The sequence below is a fragment of the Roseovarius litoreus genome (assembly GCF_900142765.1).
Classification (GTDB): domain Bacteria; phylum Pseudomonadota; class Alphaproteobacteria; order Rhodobacterales; family Rhodobacteraceae; genus Roseovarius; species Roseovarius litoreus.
Genome location: NZ_FRCB01000010.1, coordinates 83,921 through 104,563 on the forward strand (window position 1 = coordinate 83,921; position 20,643 = coordinate 104,563).

19 protein-coding genes and 1 tRNA gene are annotated in these 20,643 nt (G+C 63.3%); 11 read left to right on the plus strand and 9 right to left on the minus strand.

Annotated elements, in window-relative coordinates; genetic code table 11:
• The first annotated feature begins 29 nt into the window (after positions 1-29).
• From F3H35_RS16435 to F3H35_RS16450, 4 genes are all read left to right on the plus strand, one after another.
• Positions 30-539 (plus strand): DUF721 domain-containing protein, encoded by a 510-nt coding sequence (locus F3H35_RS16435; RefSeq protein WP_149780630.1) that lies wholly within the window; start codon positions 30-32, stop codon positions 537-539.
• Between the two features lie 21 nt (positions 540-560).
• Positions 561-1,226 carry a DsbA family protein gene (locus F3H35_RS16440; protein ID WP_149780631.1) on the plus strand — a complete coding sequence of 222 codons (666 nt, stop codon included), beginning with the start codon at positions 561-563 and terminating at the stop codon, positions 1,224-1,226.
• Positions 1,226-2,338, plus strand: coding sequence for a CaiB/BaiF CoA transferase family protein (locus F3H35_RS16445; protein WP_149780632.1), 1,113 nt, complete (start codon positions 1,226-1,228; stop codon positions 2,336-2,338). The genes F3H35_RS16440 and F3H35_RS16445 overlap by 1 nt, the downstream gene beginning before the upstream one ends.
• Before the next feature lie 156 nt (positions 2,339-2,494).
• Positions 2,495-2,839, plus strand: a complete 345-nt coding sequence (locus F3H35_RS16450; RefSeq protein WP_149780633.1) for an ATP-binding protein — start codon at positions 2,495-2,497, stop codon at positions 2,837-2,839.
• Between the two features lie 94 nt (positions 2,840-2,933).
• On the opposite strand, the gene lpxK is transcribed toward F3H35_RS16450, so the two are convergent.
• Positions 2,934-3,935 carry a tetraacyldisaccharide 4'-kinase gene (gene lpxK, locus F3H35_RS16455; RefSeq protein WP_149780634.1) on the minus strand — a complete coding sequence of 334 codons (1,002 nt, stop codon included), beginning with the start codon at positions 3,933-3,935 and terminating at the stop codon, positions 2,934-2,936.
• Positions 3,935-5,149, minus strand: a complete 1,215-nt coding sequence (locus F3H35_RS16460; protein WP_149780635.1) for a 3-deoxy-D-manno-octulosonic acid transferase — start codon at positions 5,147-5,149, stop codon at positions 3,935-3,937. The genes lpxK and F3H35_RS16460 overlap by 1 nt, the downstream gene beginning before the upstream one ends.
• Before the next feature lie 314 nt (positions 5,150-5,463).
• Here F3H35_RS16460 and F3H35_RS16465 point away from each other — a divergent pair, with 314 nt between their 5' ends.
• On the plus strand, positions 5,464-6,210 hold the full coding sequence (locus F3H35_RS16465; protein ID WP_149780636.1) for a glutamine amidotransferase: 747 nt from the start codon (positions 5,464-5,466) through the stop codon (positions 6,208-6,210).
• Here the strand turns inward: F3H35_RS16465 and F3H35_RS16470 are convergent.
• The gene (locus F3H35_RS16470; protein WP_149780637.1) at positions 6,192-7,448 is read right to left on the minus strand and encodes an NAD(P)/FAD-dependent oxidoreductase; all 1,257 of its coding nucleotides are present in this window, start codon (positions 7,446-7,448) and stop codon (positions 6,192-6,194) included. The genes F3H35_RS16465 and F3H35_RS16470 overlap by 19 nt on opposite strands.
• Before the next feature lie 200 nt (positions 7,449-7,648).
• Positions 7,649-8,566: a LysR family transcriptional regulator gene (locus F3H35_RS16475; RefSeq protein ID WP_149780638.1), complete on the minus strand. Its 918-nt coding sequence runs from the start codon at positions 8,564-8,566 to the stop codon at positions 7,649-7,651.
• Between the two features lie 130 nt (positions 8,567-8,696).
• Here F3H35_RS16475 and F3H35_RS16480 point away from each other — a divergent pair, with 130 nt between their 5' ends.
• A complete protein-coding gene (locus tag F3H35_RS16480; protein WP_149780639.1) occupies positions 8,697-9,677 on the plus strand; it encodes a sterol desaturase family protein in 981 nt (326 codons plus the stop codon).
• An 80-nt stretch (positions 9,678-9,757) separates the two neighbouring features.
• Here the strand turns inward: F3H35_RS16480 and ykgO are convergent, their stop codons facing one another.
• Both ykgO and F3H35_RS16490 read right to left on the minus strand, forming a co-directional pair.
• Positions 9,758-9,883 carry a type B 50S ribosomal protein L36 gene (ykgO, locus tag F3H35_RS16485; RefSeq protein WP_005850168.1) on the minus strand — a complete coding sequence of 42 codons (126 nt, stop codon included), beginning with the start codon at positions 9,881-9,883 and terminating at the stop codon, positions 9,758-9,760.
• An 83-nt stretch (positions 9,884-9,966) separates the two neighbouring features.
• Positions 9,967-10,041 (minus strand) — tRNA-Val (locus tag F3H35_RS16490).
• Between the two features lie 145 nt (positions 10,042-10,186).
• On the opposite strand from F3H35_RS16490, the gene F3H35_RS16495 reads away from it, so the two are divergent.
• Positions 10,187-11,050, plus strand: coding sequence for an N-formylglutamate amidohydrolase (locus F3H35_RS16495; protein ID WP_149780640.1), 864 nt, complete (start codon positions 10,187-10,189; stop codon positions 11,048-11,050).
• A 12-nt stretch (positions 11,051-11,062) separates the two neighbouring features.
• Here the strand turns inward: F3H35_RS16495 and F3H35_RS16500 are convergent, their stop codons facing one another.
• The gene (locus tag F3H35_RS16500) at positions 11,063-12,316 is read right to left on the minus strand and encodes a DNA polymerase IV (protein WP_149780641.1); all 1,254 of its coding nucleotides are present in this window, start codon (positions 12,314-12,316) and stop codon (positions 11,063-11,065) included.
• 57 nt (positions 12,317-12,373) lie between these two features.
• Entirely contained in the window at positions 12,374-13,066 is a 693-nt protein-coding gene (gene pyrF, locus F3H35_RS16505; RefSeq protein ID WP_149780642.1) for an orotidine-5'-phosphate decarboxylase, read from the minus strand.
• A gap of 213 nt (positions 13,067-13,279) precedes the next feature.
• Between pyrF and F3H35_RS16510 the strand changes: the two genes are divergently transcribed.
• The 4 genes from F3H35_RS16510 to F3H35_RS16525 all read left to right on the plus strand — a co-directional run bounded on the left by F3H35_RS16510 (position 13,280) and on the right by F3H35_RS16525 (position 19,622).
• Complete coding sequence (locus F3H35_RS16510; RefSeq protein WP_149780643.1) at positions 13,280-14,053, plus strand: hypothetical protein; 774 nt, start codon at positions 13,280-13,282, stop codon at positions 14,051-14,053.
• A 173-nt stretch (positions 14,054-14,226) separates the two neighbouring features.
• A complete protein-coding gene (gene clpB, locus F3H35_RS16515) occupies positions 14,227-16,845 on the plus strand; it encodes an ATP-dependent chaperone ClpB (RefSeq protein WP_149780644.1) in 2,619 nt (872 codons plus the stop codon).
• A gap of 131 nt (positions 16,846-16,976) precedes the next feature.
• Entirely contained in the window at positions 16,977-17,756 is a 780-nt protein-coding gene (locus F3H35_RS16520) for an FkbM family methyltransferase (RefSeq protein WP_149780645.1), read from the plus strand.
• Between the two features lie 126 nt (positions 17,757-17,882).
• Positions 17,883-19,622 carry a glycosyltransferase family protein gene (locus F3H35_RS16525; RefSeq protein WP_188130011.1) on the plus strand — a complete coding sequence of 580 codons (1,740 nt, stop codon included), beginning with the start codon at positions 17,883-17,885 and terminating at the stop codon, positions 19,620-19,622.
• An 18-nt stretch (positions 19,623-19,640) separates the two neighbouring features.
• On the opposite strand, the gene F3H35_RS16530 is transcribed toward F3H35_RS16525, so the two are convergent.
• Entirely contained in the window at positions 19,641-20,606 is a 966-nt protein-coding gene (locus tag F3H35_RS16530) for a glycosyltransferase family 2 protein (protein ID WP_223228452.1), read from the minus strand.
• Between the last annotated feature and the right edge of the window lie 37 nt (positions 20,607-20,643).

A 20,643-nucleotide genomic window follows, 5' to 3' on the forward strand; every position in this document is an offset into this window, starting at 1 on the left:
AAGATAGCGGACAAGTCGAGGAAGCCAGCATGACAAGGCGCGAAAGCACGACACGGGGTTTCAAGCGCACCGCACAGCTTGTGCAGGGGCGCATCCGCCATGCCTCGGAAAGCCGCGGCTTCGCACAGACCCGGCTGCTCACCCATTGGCCCGAAATCGTGGGCGAGGATATCGCCGCCATCGCCCGGCCCGTCAACATCTCCTACACCCGGCAGGGGTTCGGGGCGACCCTGACGGTGCTGACCACCGGCGCGCAGGCCCCCATGCTCGAGATGCAGAAGGAAACCCTGCGCGAAAAGGTCAACGCCGTTTACGGCTATAACGCCATCGCCCGTATCCGGGTGACCCAGACCGCGCCCACCGGCTTCGCCGAAGGGCAGGCCAGCTTCCAACACCGGCCCGCCGAACCGGAACAAGCCGCCCCCGATCCGCAAACGCAGGCCCGCGCCGCCGATCTGGCCGCTCCGATCGGCGATGCCGGTCTCAGATCGGCGCTTGAAGCCCTGGGGCGGAACGTTCTATCCAGATCCAAACGCTGACAAAACCGAAAGGGATCACGCATGACCCGACTGACCGCAATCGCGGCCCTCTGTCTCGCACTCGTCGCCGGCGCCGGCTGGTGGCTGACCTCCGGCAGCACCACTCCGCCCGATCTCACCTTCGCCGCCAATGCGCAGGAAGCCTCCCAGATCGACACCTCCTCGATCACCGAAATGTCGATCGGCAATCCAGATGCGGCGGTCACCGTGATCGAATACGCCTCGTTCACCTGCCCGCATTGCGCCGATTTTCACGGCGGTCAGTTCAAGCAGCTCAAGTCCGACTATATCGACACCGGCAAGATCAACTTCATCTACCGCGATGTCTATTTCGACCGCTTCGGTCTCTGGGCGTCGATGCTCGCGCGCTGCGGCGGGCAAGAGCGGTTCTTCGGCCTGACCGCAATGCTCTACGAAAAGCAGAAGGACTGGGTCGGCAAGGGTGATCCGGTGGGCATCGCCAATGAATTGCGCCGCATCGGCAAGGTCGCCGGTCTGCAAGAGGACCGCATCGAGGAATGTCTCGCCGATCAGGACAAGGCCAAAACGCTGGTGGCATGGTACCAGAAGAACGCCGAAGCCGATGATGTCACCTCGACGCCGACACTTGTCATCAATGGCCAGAAATACTCCAACATGGCCTATGCCGACCTCAAGGCGATCATCGACGAGAAGCTGGGCAACTGATGAGTGCACCACTCGCCGGCCTCAAGGTTGTCGAACTCGCCCGTATTCTGGCCGGTCCCTGGGCCGGCCAGACCCTTGCCGATCTGGGCGCCGAGGTGATCAAGATCGAAAGCCCCGCAGGCGATGACACCCGCCAATGGGGCCCGCCCTTCATCGAACGCGATGGTGATCGCTCCGCCGCCTATTTCCATTCCACCAATCGCGGCAAGGCCAGTGTCGCGGTGGATTTCCGCACGCCCGAAGGGCAGGCGCATCTGCGCGACATCATCCGCGACGCCGATATCTTGATCGAGAATTTCAAGGTCGGCGGTCTGGCGAAATATGGCCTTGATTACGACAGCCTCGCCGCGATCAATCCCGGCCTGATCTATTGCTCGATCACCGGCTTCGGTCAGGATGGGCCCTACGCGCATCGCGCCGGCTACGATTACATCATTCAGGGCATGTCGGGCCTCATGTCGATCACCGGCCATCCCGATGGCCAGCCCACCAAGGTGGGCGTCGCCGTCACGGATGTCTTCACCGGGGTCTATGCCACCACCGCGATCCTTGCCGCGCTGCACCAGCGCGGCGCCACTGGCAAGGGGCAGCATATCGACATGGCATTGCTGGACGTGGCGGTATCGATCACCGCCAATCAGGCGATGAACTACCTGTCCACCGGCACGCCGCCGGGCCGTCTTGGCAATTTTCATCCCAATCTCTCTCCCTATCAGGTCTTCGACTGCGCCGATGGGTTCATCATCATCGCCGTGGGCAACGACGCGCAATTCACCCGTTTCTGTGCGCTTTTGGGCTGTCCCGATCTGGCCGATGACCCGGACTACGCGACCAATCCCGCCCGTGTATCCAACCGCAAAAAGCTTGATGATTTGCTAACGGAACGCACGAAACGCTTTTCCAAGGCCGATCTTCTGGCCGCCTGCGAGGAACAGGGCGTGCCCGCAGGCCCGATCAACGATCTGGCCGAGGTCTTCGAAGACCCGCAGATCAAGGCACGCGGCATGAAGGTCGAGCTTGACGGCGTGCCCGGTGTGCGCTCGCCGTTCCGGTTTTCCGGCGCCGAGCTGGCGCTTGTCCGCCCCTCGCCCCGGCTTGACGAAGACGGCTGACACCGCGGCACTGCCGACGCCGCATTGATTCAGATCAAGAGTGGCGGTGCCGATTCGGTTTACCTTGGGTCATTGCGCCTGTTTCGGATAGCGTCCCGTCTCCTCCCCGTGTGCAACCTGATCCGGTTCCGGCGTCCGTCCTGAGATGAGGGCACCATGCTGCATACCGACGATCACACAACCGACGATCACACTCCCCCCGATCCCCTTCCGACTGCCCGTCGCCGTCCGCCGCGCCCTCCCGGTGCGCGTTCCGAAGACGGCCTTGCAGCCCGCTGCACCGGATGCGGCGATTGCGTCTCGGTGTGCCCGGCCTCGATCCTGTCGCTCGATCCCGATGGCTACCCGGTTCTGCGGGGGGCTGACCGTTGCGGGCATTGCGGTCTTTGCGCAGATGTCTGCATGTTCGGTGCGATCGAACTCACGGCCCGCACCCGCGCCGGTCTGGCCCTCGTGATGGCGATCGAACGCGGCATGTCGCGCCACCCCGGCGAGGGCTGAGCCGGGTGATTTGTGTACGGGATGGACACAAATTCCGGAAATCTCTCCGCAGGTCGTCCTGAACGCGTGTAGGTTTCGTACGAAACCTACACATCTACTCCCGCCGCAGCCCGACCCGCGCCAGCACCTCCTCCAGCGGGGTCCAGTCCTCCAGCTCCAGCCGCACCGGAAGGGTCAGAACCTTCTTGCGAAACTCCGCCGGAAGCCGCACCGCATCCTTCTCGGTGGTGACCAGTTGGGCATGGATCAGCTTGGCTTCGGCCTCCAGCCGCATCATCAGCGCCTGGGTCAGCGGCTGATGGTCCTCCAGCGCCTCCGCGCGGGCGACCTCTCCTCCAAGCCCTTGTAAAGTCGCAAAGAACTTCGCGGGATTGCCGATGCCCGCAAAGGCCAGAAAGCGCGTCCCGGTCCAGTCCATCCCGGTTTGCAGCGGTGCCAGACGGCCTTTGACATGCGGCACAGCGATCGCCTTGCCCCATCTGTCGACAAAGCTCTCCTGCGCCGCCTTCGGCCCGATCGACAAGACGGCATCCGCCCGCGCCAGCCCCTTGGCCACCGGTTCGCGCAATGGCCCCGCCGGAATGCAGCGCCCATTGCCGAAACCCTGCACCGCGTCCACCACGATGAGGGATATATCCTTTCTTATCAACGGGTTCTGGTGCCCGTCATCCATCACGATCACATCCGCCCCGGCCAGTTCCGCCGCCTTGGCCGCCGCCGCCCGGTCCTTCCCGACCCAAATCCGCGTAAAGGCCGAAATCAGCAGTGGTTCATCTCCAACCTCTTGGGACGTATGAGTTTTTTCGTCCACCTCCACGGGTCCATCCAGCGTTCCGCCATGCCCGCGCGAGATCACATGCACCGTTTTGCCCATCGCCTGCAGATGTTGGACAAGCGCGATGACCGTTGGGGTCTTCCCGGTGCCGCCTGCATTGATGTTACCCACGCAAATAACTGGAATTGCTGGGAAATATTTCGGTTTCGCGGCAACCCTCCGGGCCGTTGCGGTGGCGTAAAGCGCGCCCAGGGGCGCCAGGACCCGCGCTTTCAGCGCCGGTGTGTCGGGGTCCGTGAACCAGAAATCCGGCGCGCGCATCACCTTGCCCCCATCACATCAAGCGTATCCTGCACGAGATCCATGATTTTGTCAGTGACTTCAGAGCCTTGCGAGGCCACGTCCCATGCCGCATGCGCCATCGCTGCCGATTGGTCCGGCGCGATCAACCGCTGCACCGCCGCCGCCAACGTCTCGGAATCCTTGACGATTCTCGCTGCTCCGGCCTCGGCGAACCGTGAGTAGCTCGACAGGTACCGCCGCACGTTCGGCCCATACAGGATCGCCGATCCATGCGCCGCCGGCTCATTCGGATCGCGCCCCCATTGCCCGCTTTCCAGCGAGCTGCCCATGAAGGTGATCGGCGCAAGCCGATACCACAACCCCATTTCACCAAAGGTATCCGCCAGCAAAATCTGTGTCGTTTCCTCGGGCATGGCTCCTTCCGACCACACCGCAACCCGCCAGCCCTTCTCCTGCAGGCGGGTCTTGAAACCCGGCCCGTCAGCCGGATCGTCCGGCACGACCACCAGCAAAGTCCGGTGCGCGAGGCGGCTGACCACCCGGTGCGTTTCCATGATCGTGTCCAATTCGCCCGGCTGGATCATCGCGGCCAGCCATACTGGCCGCCCGCGCAGCAGCGAAGCCATCTCTTCGCGGTCGGACTCGTTGTAATTCAGGGCAATGGCGCCTTCCTGAAACGGGCCGGTGACCAAAACCTCGGTGTCCTTCACGCCAATACGATTGAGAAAGCGGACAGTCGTACCCGATCGCGCCATGATCAGCGCGAACCGTTCCAGCAGCGCGCGGGGCAGGTCGGGAAACCAGCGCCAAGCCGAATGGTCAAGCAAGGCTTCGGTCGCGTCCACCAAATAAAGCGGCACCTCGTTTTCATCCGCCACGCTAATGAACGCAGGGTGCAGGTTGCCCCCGGCCCAAAGGCATATATCCGGCTTCCAATGGTCGAGAAACGCTTTTGCATTGGCGATCGTATCCGCCGGAAGCCTTTGTCTCAGAACGTTTTTCGAGCGCGTTTGCCCGATCGGCTCGTCCGGGGTTGTCAGCAGCATGACAAGCCCCGGTCGCTGTGCTGCCAGTCGTCCGGCAAGTTGTTGAAGAGCGTCGACATGCTGCGGCTCTACAGCATAGGCCCAGATCAGCTCTCCCTCGGGGCGCTCGATCTCGGGGCGGGTGATATCCTGAGAAGACCGACGGGAATAGGCCAGATACGCCGCAAGGCTGAGCGATCGCCGCATGGGGTCTACCCGCGCTCCGTGCGCGCCGAAGGGGCCGTTTTCCCCCTGCCGGAGACCCGGTCGCGGGCGCGATATCTGCAAGGAAAATCAAGTCTTTCCAAAGGCCCGAACGCACCGCACCCGTGGTCCAGCAGCGTTCTGCCGCAGGCCGGATCGAAGCTATGGGCCATCGGGAATGTCCTTGTCGATTTTGTGTTCAGATGCAGGGTATTCTATTGCCGCGCAGCGTCAAGCGCATGGCCCTCGCCGCCCCCGCAGTCTTGACGCAGGCGGTAAAACGGGCCACCAGACAGGCTCCTTATGCGGACAAAACCATGCCGAAACCCTTTCTTATCCTGCAGTTGCGCCCCGAGGCCGAGGCCGCCGACGATGAATTCGCGGCAATCCTGTGCAAGGCGGGACTGACCCCGGACGAGGCGCATCGCATCCGCCTTGATCAGCAGCGGCTGCCAAGTGATCTGTCGCTCGATGATCATGCCGGTGTCATCGTGGGGGGCGGGCCGGGCTGCGTCAGCGATGCGCCCGAGGAAAAATCTCCGATCGAGGCGCGGATCGAAGCCGATGTGCTGTCCCTGATGCCGCAGATCACCGAGCGGGATTTTCCTTTTCTGGGGTGCTGTTACGGGATCGGGATCCTTGGCAAGCATCTTGATGGCGAGGTCGGCAAAGGGCGCTATGGCGAGCCTGTGGGAACATCGGATTGCAGCCTTACGGACGCGGGGCGCGCCGATCCCCTTCTGGCGGATATGCCCGATCGGTTTCAGGCGTTCGTCGGCCACAAGGAGGCGCTCGAGGCCTTGCCCGAGGGCTGCGCGCATCTGGTGCATTCCCCGGCCTGTCCGTTCCAGATGGTGCGCTATGGGCGGCATGTCTATGCCACGCAGTTTCATCCCGAGGCGGACGCGCAAGGCTTTGAAACAAGGATAAAAATCTATCGGTACAGGGGATATTTTCCGCCCGATACCGCCGAGGATCTGATCGCCATGTGCCGCGCCGCCGAGGTGCATGCACCCGAGCGGATCTTGAGGAATTTCGTGAAACGCTACCGCGCTGATGCGTGAAAGCGGTTGGCGTCGTATGGGGCCAGGTCCATGTTGGGGCGCTGCCCGTCGATCAGCCCGGCGATGATCCGGCCTGTCTTGGGACCGGCAGTCAGGCCGACATGCTGATGACCGAAGGCGGCAAAGACCCCCGTTCCGCCCAATTCGCCGACCAAAGGAAGGCTGTCCGGCGTCGAGGGGCGAAAGCCCATCCATTCCTCGACATGATCGGCGCGAAGGTCCGGAAACACCTTGTTTACATGGCTCCGGATCAGCTTGAGAGGGGCGGCGGAGGGGCCTTTTTCGATCCCCCCAAGCTCGACCGTGCCGGCGCAACGCAGGCCGGTAGCCATGGGGTTCACGGCGAACTTGCCGGCCGAGATCATCAGCGGGTGCCGGGGCATCTGCGAGGGGTTGACGAAATGCAGGTGATAGCCACGCTCGGCCTCGAGATGAACCTTGATCCCCAGCTTGCGCATCAGCGGTTTCGACCAGATGCCAGCGGCCAGAACCGCATGGTCGCACGGCATCGGTCCCTGATCGGTCTCGACCCCGGTGATGCGCCCGTCGGTCAGGGTTATGTCCTTGATCTCGCGTTGTAAATACTGGCCACCTTCATCGCGCAGAACCTCGGCCAGATCGGCCATGTATGCGCCGGGATCGGCGATATGGCCATGCCCCTTGAGCACCGCCAGACAGCCGACGGAGGGGCCGAGCATCGGCTCGATCTCCTGCACCTGTGGTCCTTCATGGAGCGTGGGGATCATGCCCACTTCGCGCTTGATGCCCCATGCAAAGGCATCTGCGTCAAAGGCCTTGCGCGAGGGGTATGCATAGCCGAAATCACTGGAAATCACCCATTTCGCAGCGCGGGTGCCGCGTGTCAGGGCGATATGCTGATCGACGCTGTCGGTGACAATGGGGATCAGCGCGTCGATCATGCGGCGGCAATCGCGGGGGTTGGCATTGCCCACGAAACGCGCCAGCCAGGGCGCGAGCCGGGGCAGATAGCCCCATTGCATGAACAGCGGTGAGTTGGGATTTACAAGGTATTTCAAGCCTGTAGTCAGAAGATCAGGGGTGTTCACCGGCACCATGGCCCATTGCGCCAGCAAGCCCGCGTTCCCATAGGACGCCCCCGCGCCCGGTCCGTCCCGGTCGACCAGCGTGACGTCATGGCCGGCGCGGCGGAGCCAGATCGCGGAGCTGAGGCCGCAGATGCCGGCGCCGATCACGATGATCTTTCTGGGTGTGGTCATGGTGGGGTCCGAATGTTGTGCTGAAGGCACCTAATCCGAGGTTTTGGACCGGGGCAAGCGGGTGTTTTCGCGCGCGAGGCGCGAATCACCACCAAAGCCCTTGGTTAACAGGCCAAACCGGCCTCGGTATCGCGTCGGTATCACGTCGGTATCGCGTCGGTATCGAGGACGGTGCAGGCGAGGGTTAACGCGCCGCGCGGTCAGGCCCGGGAAATGATCGCGCCGGGATTGGCGAAATAGGACTGACAGCGGGCGACGAATTCGCTGACGGCCCGGCGCGGCGCCTGCTTGTTGTAGCCGACCGACAAGGTGAGGGTGGGCAGAGGATCGAGGATCGGACGCGCGACAACGCGATTGCCCGCATAGCTGATATCGGTCAGCGGCAGCATGTTGAGGATCGCGCAGCCCGCGCCGCTGCCCACAAGGCTGCGGACCATTTCGGTGGAATTGGCGTGGGCGACAATGGTTGGGCGCTGTCCTGCCATGTCGAAGAGCCGGCTGTAATAGTCAGTGACCACAGGCCGGTCCAGGGTGATGACCGGTTCCTCCAGCAGATCGGCAAGATGGATCGCCGGCTGCGCGGCCAGAGGGTGATCCGCCGCCAGAAGGCAATAGGCGGGCGCCTCGATCAACGGGTCATGGTCGATCCAGGGTGCTGCCGCGTCGGAGACGAAGAGGATCGCATCATATTCGCCCCGGTGCAGGCCAAGCTGCACCGCGTCGTTGTCGCCTTCGTGCAGGTGCAGGGTCAGGTCGTGGCGGGGCTGCATCAGGTTGGACAGGATTCCCGGCAGAAACGCTGGGGCGACGGGCGAATAATACCCGACGCGCAAAGCCCCGGTGAAGGACCGTTTCAATTCCGCGCCATCCTTGAGAACCGTATCGAACTCTTCCAGCAGCGTCGCGAACTTGCGCAGCATAACCTGACCGTCGGCGGTGGGTGTGATCCCGCGCGAGCGTTGCCGCGTCACCAGCTTGAGTTGGAAATGCGCCTCGATCTGGTCGATGGCGGCCGACACCGCCGAGGCGGCGATCCGAAGCTCGGTTGCGGCGCGCGAAATGTTGCCGTGCCGCAGGGCGACTGTGAAATAGCGCATGGCTTTCAAGCTGACGGTCATGCTGGCCCTCCGGTCCGGGAGTATCCTCGGAATTTTCGGGGAAAATGCAAAGTATTTTCTGTTTTTCACATAAACGACGCCGGGCGATACTTGGCCGCAACCCATCGATCCACACGCGAAGGAGGCCAGGATGTCGGACGACCCCGTGAAAGGCTGGAACCATCACCCTGCCGTGCCATTGACCGTATCCCCGTTTTTCACATGGCCCCTGCGCCCGCTCGAGATGCTGCGGTGGGTGTGGAATTCGTGGTTCCTGATTTCGGAAAAGCTGATCCTTGTGGGGATTGCCTTTGCGTCGTTCTACTGGTTTCAGCCGCCGCTCGAGGAGACCAGGACGCTGGCGGTGGGCTGGATCGCCGAGCTCTATATCCGCAACCTGTGTCTGATGACGTTGGTTGCGGGCGGGCTGCACCTTTATTTCTACACGTTCACCGCGCAGGGCCAGAAACTCAAATACGATCCGCGCCCTTTGATGGTGAACGGCAAGCAGTTCACGCTTGGTGGCCAGATTCGCGACAACATGTTCTGGACCCTGGGCAGCGGCGTCTTTTTCTGGACCGCCTATGAGGTGCTGATGTTCTGGGCGATGGCCAACGGGTATGCGCCGGTTCTGACATGGGCCGCGCATCCGGTGTGGTTCGTGGCGCTGTTCTTTCTGATCCCGGTCTGGGAGAGTTTCTATTTCTACTGGATTCATCGCCTGTTGCATGTGCCGGTGCTGTATCGGCACGTGCATGCGCTGCATCATCGCAATATCAATGTCGGGCCATGGTCAGGGCTGTCGATGCACCCGGTGGAGCACGCGATCTTCCTTGGATCGGTGCTGATTCACTGGGTCGTTGCCGCGCATCCGGTGCATATCCTCTATCATATGCAATATCTGACGCTGACGGCGGCCACCACGCATTGCGGGTTCGAGGGGGTGGCGATCAGGGATGAGAACCGGCTCAAGCTGGGCACGTTCCATCACCAGATGCATCACCGGTATTTCGAATGCAATTACGGCTCGCTCGAGGTGCCGTGGGACAAGCTGTTCGGGTCGTTCCACGATGGCACCGCGCGGGCGGATGCGCGCATGAAGGAGCGGCGCAAGCGGATCATGGGCGGCTGAGGGGCTGCGCGCGAAGGATTGAAAAGAAAAGGCCCCGCCGATTGGCGGGGCCTTGTCGCGTTCGAACCCTGTGACGGGGTTCAGCCCTGACGGGCCTTGAAACGGCGCTGTGTCTTGTTGATGACGTAGACGCGGCCTTTGCGGCGCACGACACGGCAATCACGGTGCCGGTTCTTGAGCGAACGAAGCGAGTTGCGAACCTTCATGGTCGTCTCCTGTCTCTGTCGCGGCGCGGGCCAGCGCCTGGGGTTGCGGGTGCCTAGCGCCGGGGCGCGGGGCGAGGAATTCATGGTGGGCGATACAAGGTTCGAACTTGTGACCCCTTCGATGTCAACGAAGTGCTCTACCACTGAGCTAATCGCCCATGAATACCGATACGGACCCTGCCCCAAACAATAGGGGCGCGGAAAGCCGCGCCGGTGAGAGCGGTCTATAAAAGGAGTCGGAATAGGGATCAAGGGCTTTTAGAACGCTAATTTCGGTCTATGATGGCGACAACAGGAGAGACGATGCCGAAAGCCGCCTATTATCTGACACATCCACAGCGGCGCACCACCTCGGTGGTGTTCGCATCGCCTCATTCGGGGCGGGATTATCCGTGGTCCTTCCTGCGGCGCACCGCGCTGAACGAGCATTCGGTGCGCAGTTCGGAAGATGCCTTTGTCGATCAGCTGTTCGAAAGCGCACCGCGCCATGGCGCGCCGTTGATCCGCGCCGGGGCGCCGCGCGCCTTTGTCGATCTCAACCGCAGCGAGGACGAGCTTGATCCCGCGCTGATCGAAGGGGTGCGGCGGTCGGGGCACAATCCGCGGATCGCCTCGGGGTTGGGGGTGATTCCGCGCGTGGTGGCCAATGGGCAGGCGATCTATTCCGGCAAGATACCACTGGCCGAGGCGCAGCGGCGCATCGAGACCTATTGGCGGCCCTATCACGAGGCGCTGGAAACGCAGCTGTCGCAGGCGCATGTGATGTTCGGTCAGGCGATTCTGATCGATTGCCACTCGATGCCGCATGAGGCGATGGATGCGATGGCGCGCACCGGCGTGCGCCGTCCGGAAGTGGTGCTGGGGGATCGGTTCGGCGCGGCTTCTGCGCCCGAGATCGTGGACCGCATCGAAGAGGCGTTTACGGCGGCGGGGCTTGTGGTGACGCGCAACACGCCGTTCGCGGGGGCCTATGTCACGCAGCATTACGGGCGACCGTCACGCGGGCGTCACGCGGTCCAGATCGAGATCGATCGCGCGCTTTACATGAACGAGCAGCTTATTCGCCCCAATGGGCATTTCGAGGCGTTTCAGCAGCTTCTGGACGGGGTGATCGCGGAGATCGCCCGGATCGGACGCGCCGCTGAACAGCCGCTTGCGGCCGAGTGACCGGGGCCAGATTTACCGTAGCGAACGACCTTTGAGGATCGCACCAGGGCCGAAGCGGGCGCGGATGAGATCGGTTGCGCGCTCGGCCCCGCTGCGGCGGGCGGCATTAGGATCGAGAAGATCGCCCGAGAGATCCGCGCCTTCCTCGGGCACCAGTTCGGACAGGCCCACACCGATCAGCCGGTACGGGGCCTGACCTTCGACCTGATCCAGAAGGGCGCGCGCGGTGCGGTAGATCGTGTCGGCCAGTTGGGTGGCGTCGCGCAGGGCGATGCGCCGGGTCAGCCCGGCATGATCGGCGCGCTTGAGCTTGAGGGTGACGACCCGGCCCGCAAGCCGCTTGGCCTTGGCACGATCCGAGACTTTTTCGGCCAGCCGCCACAGATGGCCATCGAGGATGTCGGTGGCGCCGGTGTCTTCGGAAAAGGTGGTTTCGTTCGAGATCGATTTGACCGGCGCATTGGCCGAGACGCGGCGCGCGTCCTGACCACGGGCCAGATGCCACAGCCGGTTGCCCATTGAGCCGAAGCGCGCAATGAGATCCTGACGCTCCCATCTGAGAAGATCAGCGAACGTGCGGATGCCCGCCGCATCGAGCGCGGTGCGCGTGGCCTGTCCCACTCCCCAGATTAGGCCGACGGGCTTGTCGCGCAGGAAATCGTCGGTTTCGGTGGCGCCGATCACCGCAAAGCCATGCGGTTTGTCCAGATCGGAGGCGACCTTGGCCAGAAACTTGTTGTGCGACAAGCCGATAGAGCCGGTGACGCCCAGTTCGCTGCGCATCCGACGGACCAGACGGGCCAGCATCACCGCAGGCGGCGCGCCATGCAGGCGGGCGGTGCCGGTGAGGTCGAGAAACGCCTCGTCCAGCGACAGAGGTTCGACCGCAGGTGTGAGTTCTTCCATCATCGCGCGGATCTGGCGGGAGACCTGAACGTAGAGGTCCATGCGGGGTTTCAGGACCACCGCATCAGGGCAGAGCGCCAGCGCCTTGAACATCGGCATCGCCGAGCGGACGCCGCGAATTCGCGCGATATAACAAGCAGTTGAGACCACACCGCGCCGCCCGCCGCCGATGATCACGGGTTTGTCCGCAAGGCTTGGGTCTTCGCGTTTTTCGACGCTGGCATAGAAGGCGTCGCAATCCATATGCGCGATCGACAGGTCGAACAGTTCCGGGTGCGAGGTCACACGGGGGCTGCGACAGGAGGGGCAGCGCGGTCCGGCGTCGAACCGGGTCAGGCAATCGCGGCAAAGGGCTGGCATCCGGGCCTCGGGGTTGCGTACGACATGGACGGTTTGTACCGCGGTTTCGTACGAAAATCAGCCAGCGAGTTCCGTCAGGATGGATCGTGCGGCGGCCACCGGATCGGATGCGGCCCAGATCGGGCGGCCCACGACGATATGATCGGCACCGTCGGCGATGGCCTGAGCGGGGGTGGCCACGCGTTTCTGATCGCCGAGATCCGACCCGGCGGGGCGCACGCCCGGCGTGACGATCAGCCGGCCCGCCGCTTCGGGCAGGGCGCGGATCATGGAGGCTTCCTGTGGCGAGGCGATCACGCCATGGGCGCCGGCGTCGAAGGCGCGGGCGGCGCGTTCGGCCACCAGATCGGGCACCGCGCCGGGACGGATCAGGCTGGCATCCAGATCGGCCCGGTCCAGAGAGGTCAGGATCGTGACGGCAAGGATCTTGGTGGCGCTGCCCGATGCGCCCTCGCAGGCGGCGCGCACGACATGCGGGTCGCCATGAACGGTCAGGAAATCCAGATCGTATTGCACCAGCCCGCGCACGGCCTTTTCCACGGTGGCGCCGATGTCGAAGAGCTTGAGGTCGAGAAAGATGCGCTTGCCGTGCTCTTGCTTGAGCTCGTTGGCCACCGCGAGCCCGCCGCCGGTCAACATGCCAAGGCCGATCTTGTAGAACGAGACGGCATCGCCCAGACGGGCCGTCAACGACAGCGCATCGAGCGCGTTGGGAACATCGAGGGCGACGATCAGGCGGTCATCGGACATGGGGTGCTGCCTTTGGTGATTGGCGGGGTCAGGGATCGGTTGTCCTTGTCGCGGCAGCGGGCGGCGGCGTCAAGCCTGCAGGGCGCGGCACCGAGAGGCGTCGGGGGACCAAGGAGAGCTTGCGTTCTGTCTTTGGATGGGTGCGTCAACTCCGAGTTGACCGGGGCAGGCTGGTTCGGCATTGTCGCCCCTGGTACAGAGTATGAGCGATTTATGCAGATCAATATCACCTTGGATCATCAGGGAAACGGCCCCGAACGTGGCCCCGTGCAGGTCGGTTGGTTTCTGACATCTAACAAAGCTGGCGTGCTGTTCGATCCGCCCGAGCGTCTGACCTCGCGGCAGACCAATACCGGACACGCGAAGTCGGCATCGCGCTGTCCGAGCGTGATCCAGATGGAAAGCCGGTATTTCGTGGTCAAATGCCCTTACGACCTGCATATCGGGTTCAATCGCAAGGACGATGGCCGTGCCGTGCTGGTCAACCGCGCGGGGGCCTCGGGTGCGGTGCGACGCGCCAAGCTGCCTGATTTGATCACGTTGGTGAACGAGGAGGAATGGCGCTATCCGGACCGGCCGACCATCCAGATCATGCTTCCGTATTGCTTTGTCGCGGATGAGACGCTGTACATGACCCAGCTTGGGCCATTTGCGCATTACCGTCCCGATCCGTTGCCCGGCACGATCTTTGGCGGGCGTTTTCCGATCAACATCTGGCCGCGCCCGTTGATGTGGGCCTTTGAATGGCACGACCCCAAGAAGGATATCGTGCTGCGTCGTGGGGAGCCGTTGTTCTACTGCCAGTTCGAGGCCTCCGGTCCCGAGCGCCCGATCCAGATGATCGAGGCGGACCGCACGCCCGAATTGCAAGAGTATATGGACAGCTTGTCTGGTGTGGTGAATTACGTGAACCAGACATTCGGTCTGTTCAAGGCCGCCGAGGCGATCCGCCCCAAGACCTTGCTCAAGGCGAAAAAGCGCGACTGATCCGAGGCTGGTCCGGGTGTCTGTCGGGTGGGCGGATAATCCGCAAGGTTTTGCGCGGCCCGTCTTGAACATCACGGGCGCGTTACCCATTTTCATAAGCGAGGTTCCCGACCGCCGCATGCCTCGTGCAGGGTGCGCGACCGGGGTAACGCTTGTGACAAAGGAGACAGACCATGGACTTGAACAAGTTCACGGAGCGGTCGCGCGGATTCATCCAGGCGGCACAGACGATTGCGATGCGGGAAAGCCATCAGAAACTGGCGCCCGAGCACCTTCTCAAGGCATTGATGGACGACAGCGAGGGGCTTGCCTCGAACCTGATCCGGCGCGCGGGCGGGACGCCCGAACGCGTGGTGCAGGCGCTTGATCTGGCGCTGGGCAAGATCCCGCAGGTGAGCGGCGATGCCGGACAGACCTATATGGATCAGCAGACCGGCAAGGTTCTGGCCGAGGCCGAAAAGCTGGCGGGCAAGGCCGGGGACAGTTTCGTTCCCGTCGAACGGATGCTGACCGCGCTGGCCATCGTGAAATCCCCCGCCAAGGATGCGCTGGATCAGGGTGGCGTCAGTGCGCAGAGCCTCAACGAGGCGATCAATGACCTGCGCAAGGGGCGCAAGGCCGACAGCGCCTCGGCGGAAGATACCTATGAGGCGCTTGAGAAATACGCCCATGACCTGACCAAGGCGGCGAGCGAAGGCAAGATCGACCCGATCATCGGCCGCGACGACGAGATCCGCCGCGCCATGCAGGTTCTGAGCCGCCGGACCAAGAACAACCCGGTTCTGATCGGTGAGCCGGGTGTCGGCAAGACCGCCATCGCCGAAGGCCTGGCGCTGCGCATCGTCAATGGCGACGTGCCCGAAAGCCTGCAGAACAAGCGGCTTCTGGCGCTGGATATGGGCGCGCTGATCGCCGGTGCGAAATACCGCGGCGAGTTCGAGGAGCGTCTGAAGGCGATCCTGAACGAAGTGACGTCGGCGGCCGGTGAGATCATCCTGTTCATCGACGAGATGCATACGCTGGTGGGCGCGGGCAAGGCGGATGGCGCGATGGATGCAGCCAACCTGATCAAGCCCGCGCTGGCGCGCGGCGAGCTGCACTGCATCGGGGCCACCACGCTGGATGAATACCGCAAGCATGTGGAAAAGGACGCGGCATTGGCGCGGCGGTTCCAGCCTCTGATGGTCGAGGAGCCGACGGTCGAGGACACGATCTCGATCCTGCGGGGCATCAAGGAGAAATACGAGCTGCACCACGGGGTGCGCATTTCGGATGCCGCGTTGGTGGCGGCGGCGACGCTGAGCCATCGGTATATCACCGACCGGTTCCTGCCGGACAAGGCGATCGACCTGATGGACGAGGCCGCGAGCCGGCTGCGGATGGAAGTGGACAGCAAGCCCGAGGAACTGGACGCGCTGGACCGCGAGATCCTGCAAAAGCAGATCGAGGCCGAGGCGCTCAAGAAAGAGGATGACGCCGCCAGCAAGGACCGTCTGGAAAAGCTGGAAAAGGAGCTGTCCGAGCTGCAGGAGAAATCCGCCGAGATGACTGCGCAATGGCAGGCCGAGCGCGACAAGCTGGCTGGTGCCCGCGATCTCAAGGAGCAGTTGGACCGCGCCCGTATCGAGCTGGACCATGCCAAGCGCGAGGGCAATCTGGCCCGCGCGGGCGAGCTGTCCTATGGCGTGATCCCGCAGCTTGAAAAGCAGCTGGCCGAGGCCGAGCAGGCCGAAGAGGACGGTGTCATGGTCGAAGAGGCGGTGCGCCCGGAACAGATCGCCCAGGTGGTCGAACGCTGGACGGGTATCCCCACCGCCAAGATGCTGGAAGGCGAGCGCGAGAAGCTCTTGTCGATGGAGGACAACCTGCATCGCCGAGTGATCGGGCAGGATCAGGCCGTCAAGGCCGTTGCCAATGCCGTGCGCCGGGCGCGCGCCGGGCTGAACGACGAGAACCGCCCGCTTGGGTCGTTCCTGTTCCTTGGTCCGACGGGTGTCGGGAAGACCGAGCTGACCAAGGCGGTCGCCGAATTCCTGTTCGACGACGATCAGGCGATGGTGCGGATCGACATGAGCGAGTTCATGGAGAAACACTCGGTTTCGCGTCTGATCGGCGCGCCTCCGGGCTATGTCGGGTATGACGAGGGCGGGGTGTTGACCGAAGCGGTGCGGCGCCGGCCCTATCAGGTGGTGCTGTTCGACGAGGTCGAAAAGGCGCATCCCGAGGTGTTCAACGTGCTCTTGCAGGTGCTCGATGATGGTGTGCTGACCGACGGGCAGGGCCGGACGGTGGATTTCAAGCAGACGCTGATCATCCTGACCTCGAACCTTGGCAGTCAGGCGCTGAGCCAGATGCCCGAGGGCGCGGATGCCGCGGAGGCCAAGCGCGACGTGATGGATGCGGTCCGGTCGCATTTCCGGCCCGAATTCCTGAACCGTCTCGACGAGATCGTGATCTTCGACCGTCTGACGCGCGACCAGATGGGGGGCATCGTGGATATCCAGATGCGCCGGTTGCTCAAGCGTCTGGCCAGCCGCAAGATCACGCTGGATCTGGACGAGGCTGCGCATAAGTGGCTGGCCGATCAGGGCTATGATCCGGTCTATGGCGCGCGCCCGCTCAAGCGGGTGATCCAGAAGGCGTTGCAGGACCCGCTGGCCGAGGCGATCCTGAGCGGCGAGATCAAGGATGGCGCCACGGTTCCGGTCAGTGCCGGGGCAGAGGGGCTGATCATCGGTGATCGGGTCGGCACATCGGACCGCCAGCCGCCGCAGGATGCGGTGGTTCACTGACGGGTTGCATACGCAATTGAAGCGGCCCCCGGACCATCCGGGGGCCGTTTTGTTTTGCGGCGGGGCGCACTCATCGGTTGATTTTGCGCCCGATCCGGTAACAATGCCCCAAACGCAAAGATTGAGTACCCATGTCGAATACGAGTTCCGCCGCCCGAACGATCCATACGCTTGATGGCGTCGAGGTCATCGACCGCTTTCTGCGGCCACAAGCCATCGATACGCCGCTGATCCGGCTGGGCGAGTTCGGGGACGGGGGCTATCTGGTGCCGGACGATCTGCGCGGGATCGCGGCCTGCTATTCGCCCGGTGTCTCGGAACAGGCGACCTTCGAGATGGATCTGGCCAAGCGCGGGATCATGTCCTTCATGGCCGATGCTTCGGTCGAGAAGCCGCCGCTGGATGTGCCGGGCGCGCAGTTCGTGCCGAAGTTTCTGGGCAACAAGGACAAGGGCAACACCATGACCCTTGAGACTTGGGTGCGCGATACGGACCCCGCGCCGGGCGAAGACCTGCTGTTGCAGATGGATATCGAGGGGGCGGAATACATCACGCTGGCGGCGGCGCCGCGCGATCTGCTGCGGCGGTTCCGGATGATCGTGATCGAGTTGCATCACCTGCCCTCGGTTCTGAGCAAGCCGCGGTTTCTGGGGCCTGCTCTGGAGGTGGTGGAAAAGCTTCGGGACGATTTCGTGACCGTCCATCTGCACCCCAACAACGTCTCGGGCAGTGTCGAGATCGATGGCCAAGCGATCCCGAGGGTGGTGGAGGCGACGCTGTTGCGCCGTGACCGGGCAAGCGGCCTGCGCCCGATCATGGCACAGGATTTGCCCCATTCGCTGGATCGCAAGCACAACCCGCGCCGGCCCGCGCTTCCGGTACCCGAGCGGTGGCTTGGGGCTGCAGAATAGGCGGGGCCGCATTATCGAGGGCTGCATTGCATGGGTTTTCTGCAATGATGAATTGATTTTCCGGCCGATCCGGTGACAATGGTGCGCAAATGATTGCGCGTTAAGGCAATGAGTGAGGTGGCGGTGGTGACCAACGCAACAGGCGACGAGCGGGCCAATCCGCTTGCGGGCAAGCGCGCCAAAGGGCAGGCATATCTTGAGTTTCTCGCCGATATGCACGGCGCCATTGGCCCGGACTGGTATCTGGAAGTGGGCACGCAGACGGGCAAAAGCCTGCTGGCGGCGGATTGTGCCTGTGTCTCGGTCGATCCGGAATTCACCCTCAAGCACGAGATCATGGGCGCCAAGCCCGGCCTGATGCTGTTTCAGGACACCAGCGACCGCTTTTTCGAGAGTGGTTTTCTGGACCGGCTGGGGGTGCGCTTCGATCTGGCGTTCCTCGACGGGATGCATCTGTATGAATACCTGCTGCGCGATTTCATGAATGCCGAGGGCTACATGACCAAGGGCGGCACGGTGGTGATGCATGACTGCCTGCCATTCGAGCCGTCGATGGCCGAGCGCGACAGGCGCAACGCCAAGACCCGGGCATGGACCGGGGATGTGTGGAAGGTGATCCCGATCCTGCGCGAGTACCGGCCCGATCTGGAGATCACCGTGTATGATGCCGCGCCCACCGGGCTTACGATCATCCGCAATCTCGATCCCGGCAACACGGTGCTGCGCGATCGCTATGACGAGATCATCGCGAAATACGACCAGATCACAGATGTCACCACGCAGGTCCGGGCCTTCGAGGTGGTGTCGACCGACCGCAGCCCATGGAAGGGCGGGGCAGCGGCCAAGACAAGCGCGCCGCGCCGCATGGCGCTGCCTGCGCCGGCCCTGACTGCGGTGACGTCTGCATCTTCCGTGGCGGCTGCGCCGGTCTTTCCCAAGGGCGACGGGCCGTTGTCCTTCGTGATCCAGACCGCCGCGCCCAATGCGCGGGTGATGCCGAACTGGGGCGATTATTTCTTTGCCAAGGGTCTTGCCGAGGCGCTGGAACGGCAGGGCCACAAGGCCCGCATCCAGGCGCGAAACCGCTGGAACGTGAGCGAAGCGCCGGGCGAGATCGACATCGTGCTGCGCGGGCGGGCCGACTATGCGCGGCGCGGCAGCACGCCGACGCTTTATTGGGTGATATCCGGCGGTGAGCATGTGCCGCGCCCGGAACTCGAACAGGCGGACCATATTTTCGTGGCAGGTAAAGCGCTGGCGGACCGGTGGTCGCGGCAGGTGGGCGCCGACAAGGTTTCGGTCATGTGGCAGGCCTTCGATGCCACGCGGATGCCGATGCCCCCCGAGCGTGTCAAGCGCACTGGGATCGTGTTTGTGGGGATCGCCCGCAAGATGCGGCCGATCGTGCAGATCGCGATGCAGACCCGCTATAGCCTGAAGCTTTGGGGAAATGGCTGGCGCGAAACGGAGGCAGCGAAATACGTTGTCGCAGACCGGATCGACAATGACGACCTGGGCGGGCTTTATACCGGCGCCGAGATCGTGCTGAACGACCAGACCCGGATCATGCGCAAGGCGGGACTTGTCTCGAACCGGATTTTCGATGCGCTGGCCTGCGGTGCGCCGGTGGTCACCACCCCGACGGGTGGCCTGCCCGAGGATTTTCGGCCCTTCGTGACCGAAGTGTCGACGCCGGAGGAGTTCACCGAAGCCGTACGGGCCATTCGTGCCGAAACCAAGGAGCAGCGCGCCGCGAGGGATGCGTTTGCCCGAAAGATGCGCGAGACGCACAGTTTCGATGCCCGCGCCTCGGAGGTTCTGGCCAAGGTGACCGAGCTGCGCGACATCAAGCTGGCGGCGGAGTGACGGCGGCGCAAGCGCGCCTCAGGACACCGCCACCATCTCTTTAAACAGGGCGTTGGTTTCGGGCTTGGCGTGCAGGTCCTTGATCGCGGCGCGGTGGCTCTCGCAGCAGGCGTCATGCAGGCGGCGCAGTTCGGGGTCGGACAGAAGCTCGTCGTAGATGGCGGATTTGGCCGGGCGGATCGCGTCGATGCTGCGGTCCTCGACATCGTTGTGGTTCATCGTGGTCCAGTATTCCAGCCCGAGCGACTCTCCGTCGTGATGCGCCCGGCCGCGAGCCTTTTTGACAAGGTAGGATTCGCAGGATTTCAGGGCGTAATGGTTGATCTGCACCAGATCGTAGCCCAGTGAATCCGGTCCCGATCGCCAGCTGCCTTTGAGGTAGCGGTCCGGCATCAAGTCACCCGATCCGTTATACCAGTGCAGATCGGCAAACGCCTCGACCGTCGGGCGTTTGGGCCGGTGCACGCCGATATGCCCCCAGAGCCCCCGGTGGAACATCGTCTTGAGACCCCAGGCCTGTGGCGGGTTGCGGGTGTTTTCGGGGGCCGCCATGCGGAACTGATCGGTCAGGAACCCGTCGGCATAGTCCTGCACGCCGGCATTGCCGAAGAGCCGCCACGTCATCGAGATGGTGCGGGCTGGCGGGATCGCGTCGCACAGGGCGCGCAGGGTGTTGTCGCCGGTCTTGACGTTGATGAATTCGTCGGCGTCGATCGGAATGACCCAATCGTCGTCTGCTGCCAGCTTCATCTTGAGAAACCGCCGATAGGCGCGGCGCTGCGGGGCGGCGTTGCGGGCGGTGTTGTCGAAATGTCGGACCTTGCCCATCGCATCCAGCCGGTCAAGCAAGGCATCCGATCCGTCCGTGCAGTCATTCGAGAAGATCGTGATCTCGTCCACGCCGATGGCCAGGTTATGGGCGACCCATTCGACGATGAAGGGGCCTTCGTTTTTCATCGGGGTAACAGAGACGAACTTTGACATGACGACATTCCGGTCCTTATTGGAAAGCGGCGATGCG

What these genes read in the sequence shown, in the direction of transcription:
- F3H35_RS16435 (WP_149780630.1), top strand. Translation starts at nt 30, where the DNA reads ATGACAAGGCGCGAAAGCACGACACGGGGTTTCAAGCGCACCGCACAG.
- F3H35_RS16440 (WP_149780631.1), top strand. Translation starts at nt 561, where the DNA reads ATGACCCGACTGACCGCAATCGCGGCCCTCTGTCTCGCACTCGTCGCC.
- F3H35_RS16445 (WP_149780632.1), top strand. Translation starts at nt 1,226, where the DNA reads ATGAGTGCACCACTCGCCGGCCTCAAGGTTGTCGAACTCGCCCGTATT.
- F3H35_RS16450 (WP_149780633.1), top strand. Translation starts at nt 2,495, where the DNA reads ATGCTGCATACCGACGATCACACAACCGACGATCACACTCCCCCCGAT.
- lpxK (WP_149780634.1), bottom strand. Translation starts at nt 3,935, where the DNA reads ATGCGCGCGCCGGATTTCTGGTTCACGGACCCCGACACACCGGCGCTG.
- F3H35_RS16460 (WP_149780635.1), bottom strand. Translation starts at nt 5,149, where the DNA reads ATGCGGCGATCGCTCAGCCTTGCGGCGTATCTGGCCTATTCCCGTCGG.
- F3H35_RS16465 (WP_149780636.1), top strand. Translation starts at nt 5,464, where the DNA reads ATGCCGAAACCCTTTCTTATCCTGCAGTTGCGCCCCGAGGCCGAGGCC.
- F3H35_RS16470 (WP_149780637.1), bottom strand. Translation starts at nt 7,448, where the DNA reads ATGACCACACCCAGAAAGATCATCGTGATCGGCGCCGGCATCTGCGGC.
- F3H35_RS16475 (WP_149780638.1), bottom strand. Translation starts at nt 8,566, where the DNA reads ATGACCGTCAGCTTGAAAGCCATGCGCTATTTCACAGTCGCCCTGCGG.
- F3H35_RS16480 (WP_149780639.1), top strand. Translation starts at nt 8,697, where the DNA reads ATGTCGGACGACCCCGTGAAAGGCTGGAACCATCACCCTGCCGTGCCA.
- ykgO (WP_005850168.1), bottom strand. Translation starts at nt 9,883, where the DNA reads ATGAAGGTTCGCAACTCGCTTCGTTCGCTCAAGAACCGGCACCGTGAT.
- F3H35_RS16495 (WP_149780640.1), top strand. Translation starts at nt 10,187, where the DNA reads ATGCCGAAAGCCGCCTATTATCTGACACATCCACAGCGGCGCACCACC.
- F3H35_RS16500 (WP_149780641.1), bottom strand. Translation starts at nt 12,316, where the DNA reads ATGCCAGCCCTTTGCCGCGATTGCCTGACCCGGTTCGACGCCGGACCG.
- pyrF (WP_149780642.1), bottom strand. Translation starts at nt 13,066, where the DNA reads ATGTCCGATGACCGCCTGATCGTCGCCCTCGATGTTCCCAACGCGCTC.
- F3H35_RS16510 (WP_149780643.1), top strand. Translation starts at nt 13,280, where the DNA reads ATGCAGATCAATATCACCTTGGATCATCAGGGAAACGGCCCCGAACGT.
- clpB (WP_149780644.1), top strand. Translation starts at nt 14,227, where the DNA reads ATGGACTTGAACAAGTTCACGGAGCGGTCGCGCGGATTCATCCAGGCG.
- F3H35_RS16520 (WP_149780645.1), top strand. Translation starts at nt 16,977, where the DNA reads ATGTCGAATACGAGTTCCGCCGCCCGAACGATCCATACGCTTGATGGC.
- F3H35_RS16530 (WP_223228452.1), bottom strand. Translation starts at nt 20,606, where the DNA reads ATGTCAAAGTTCGTCTCTGTTACCCCGATGAAAAACGAAGGCCCCTTC.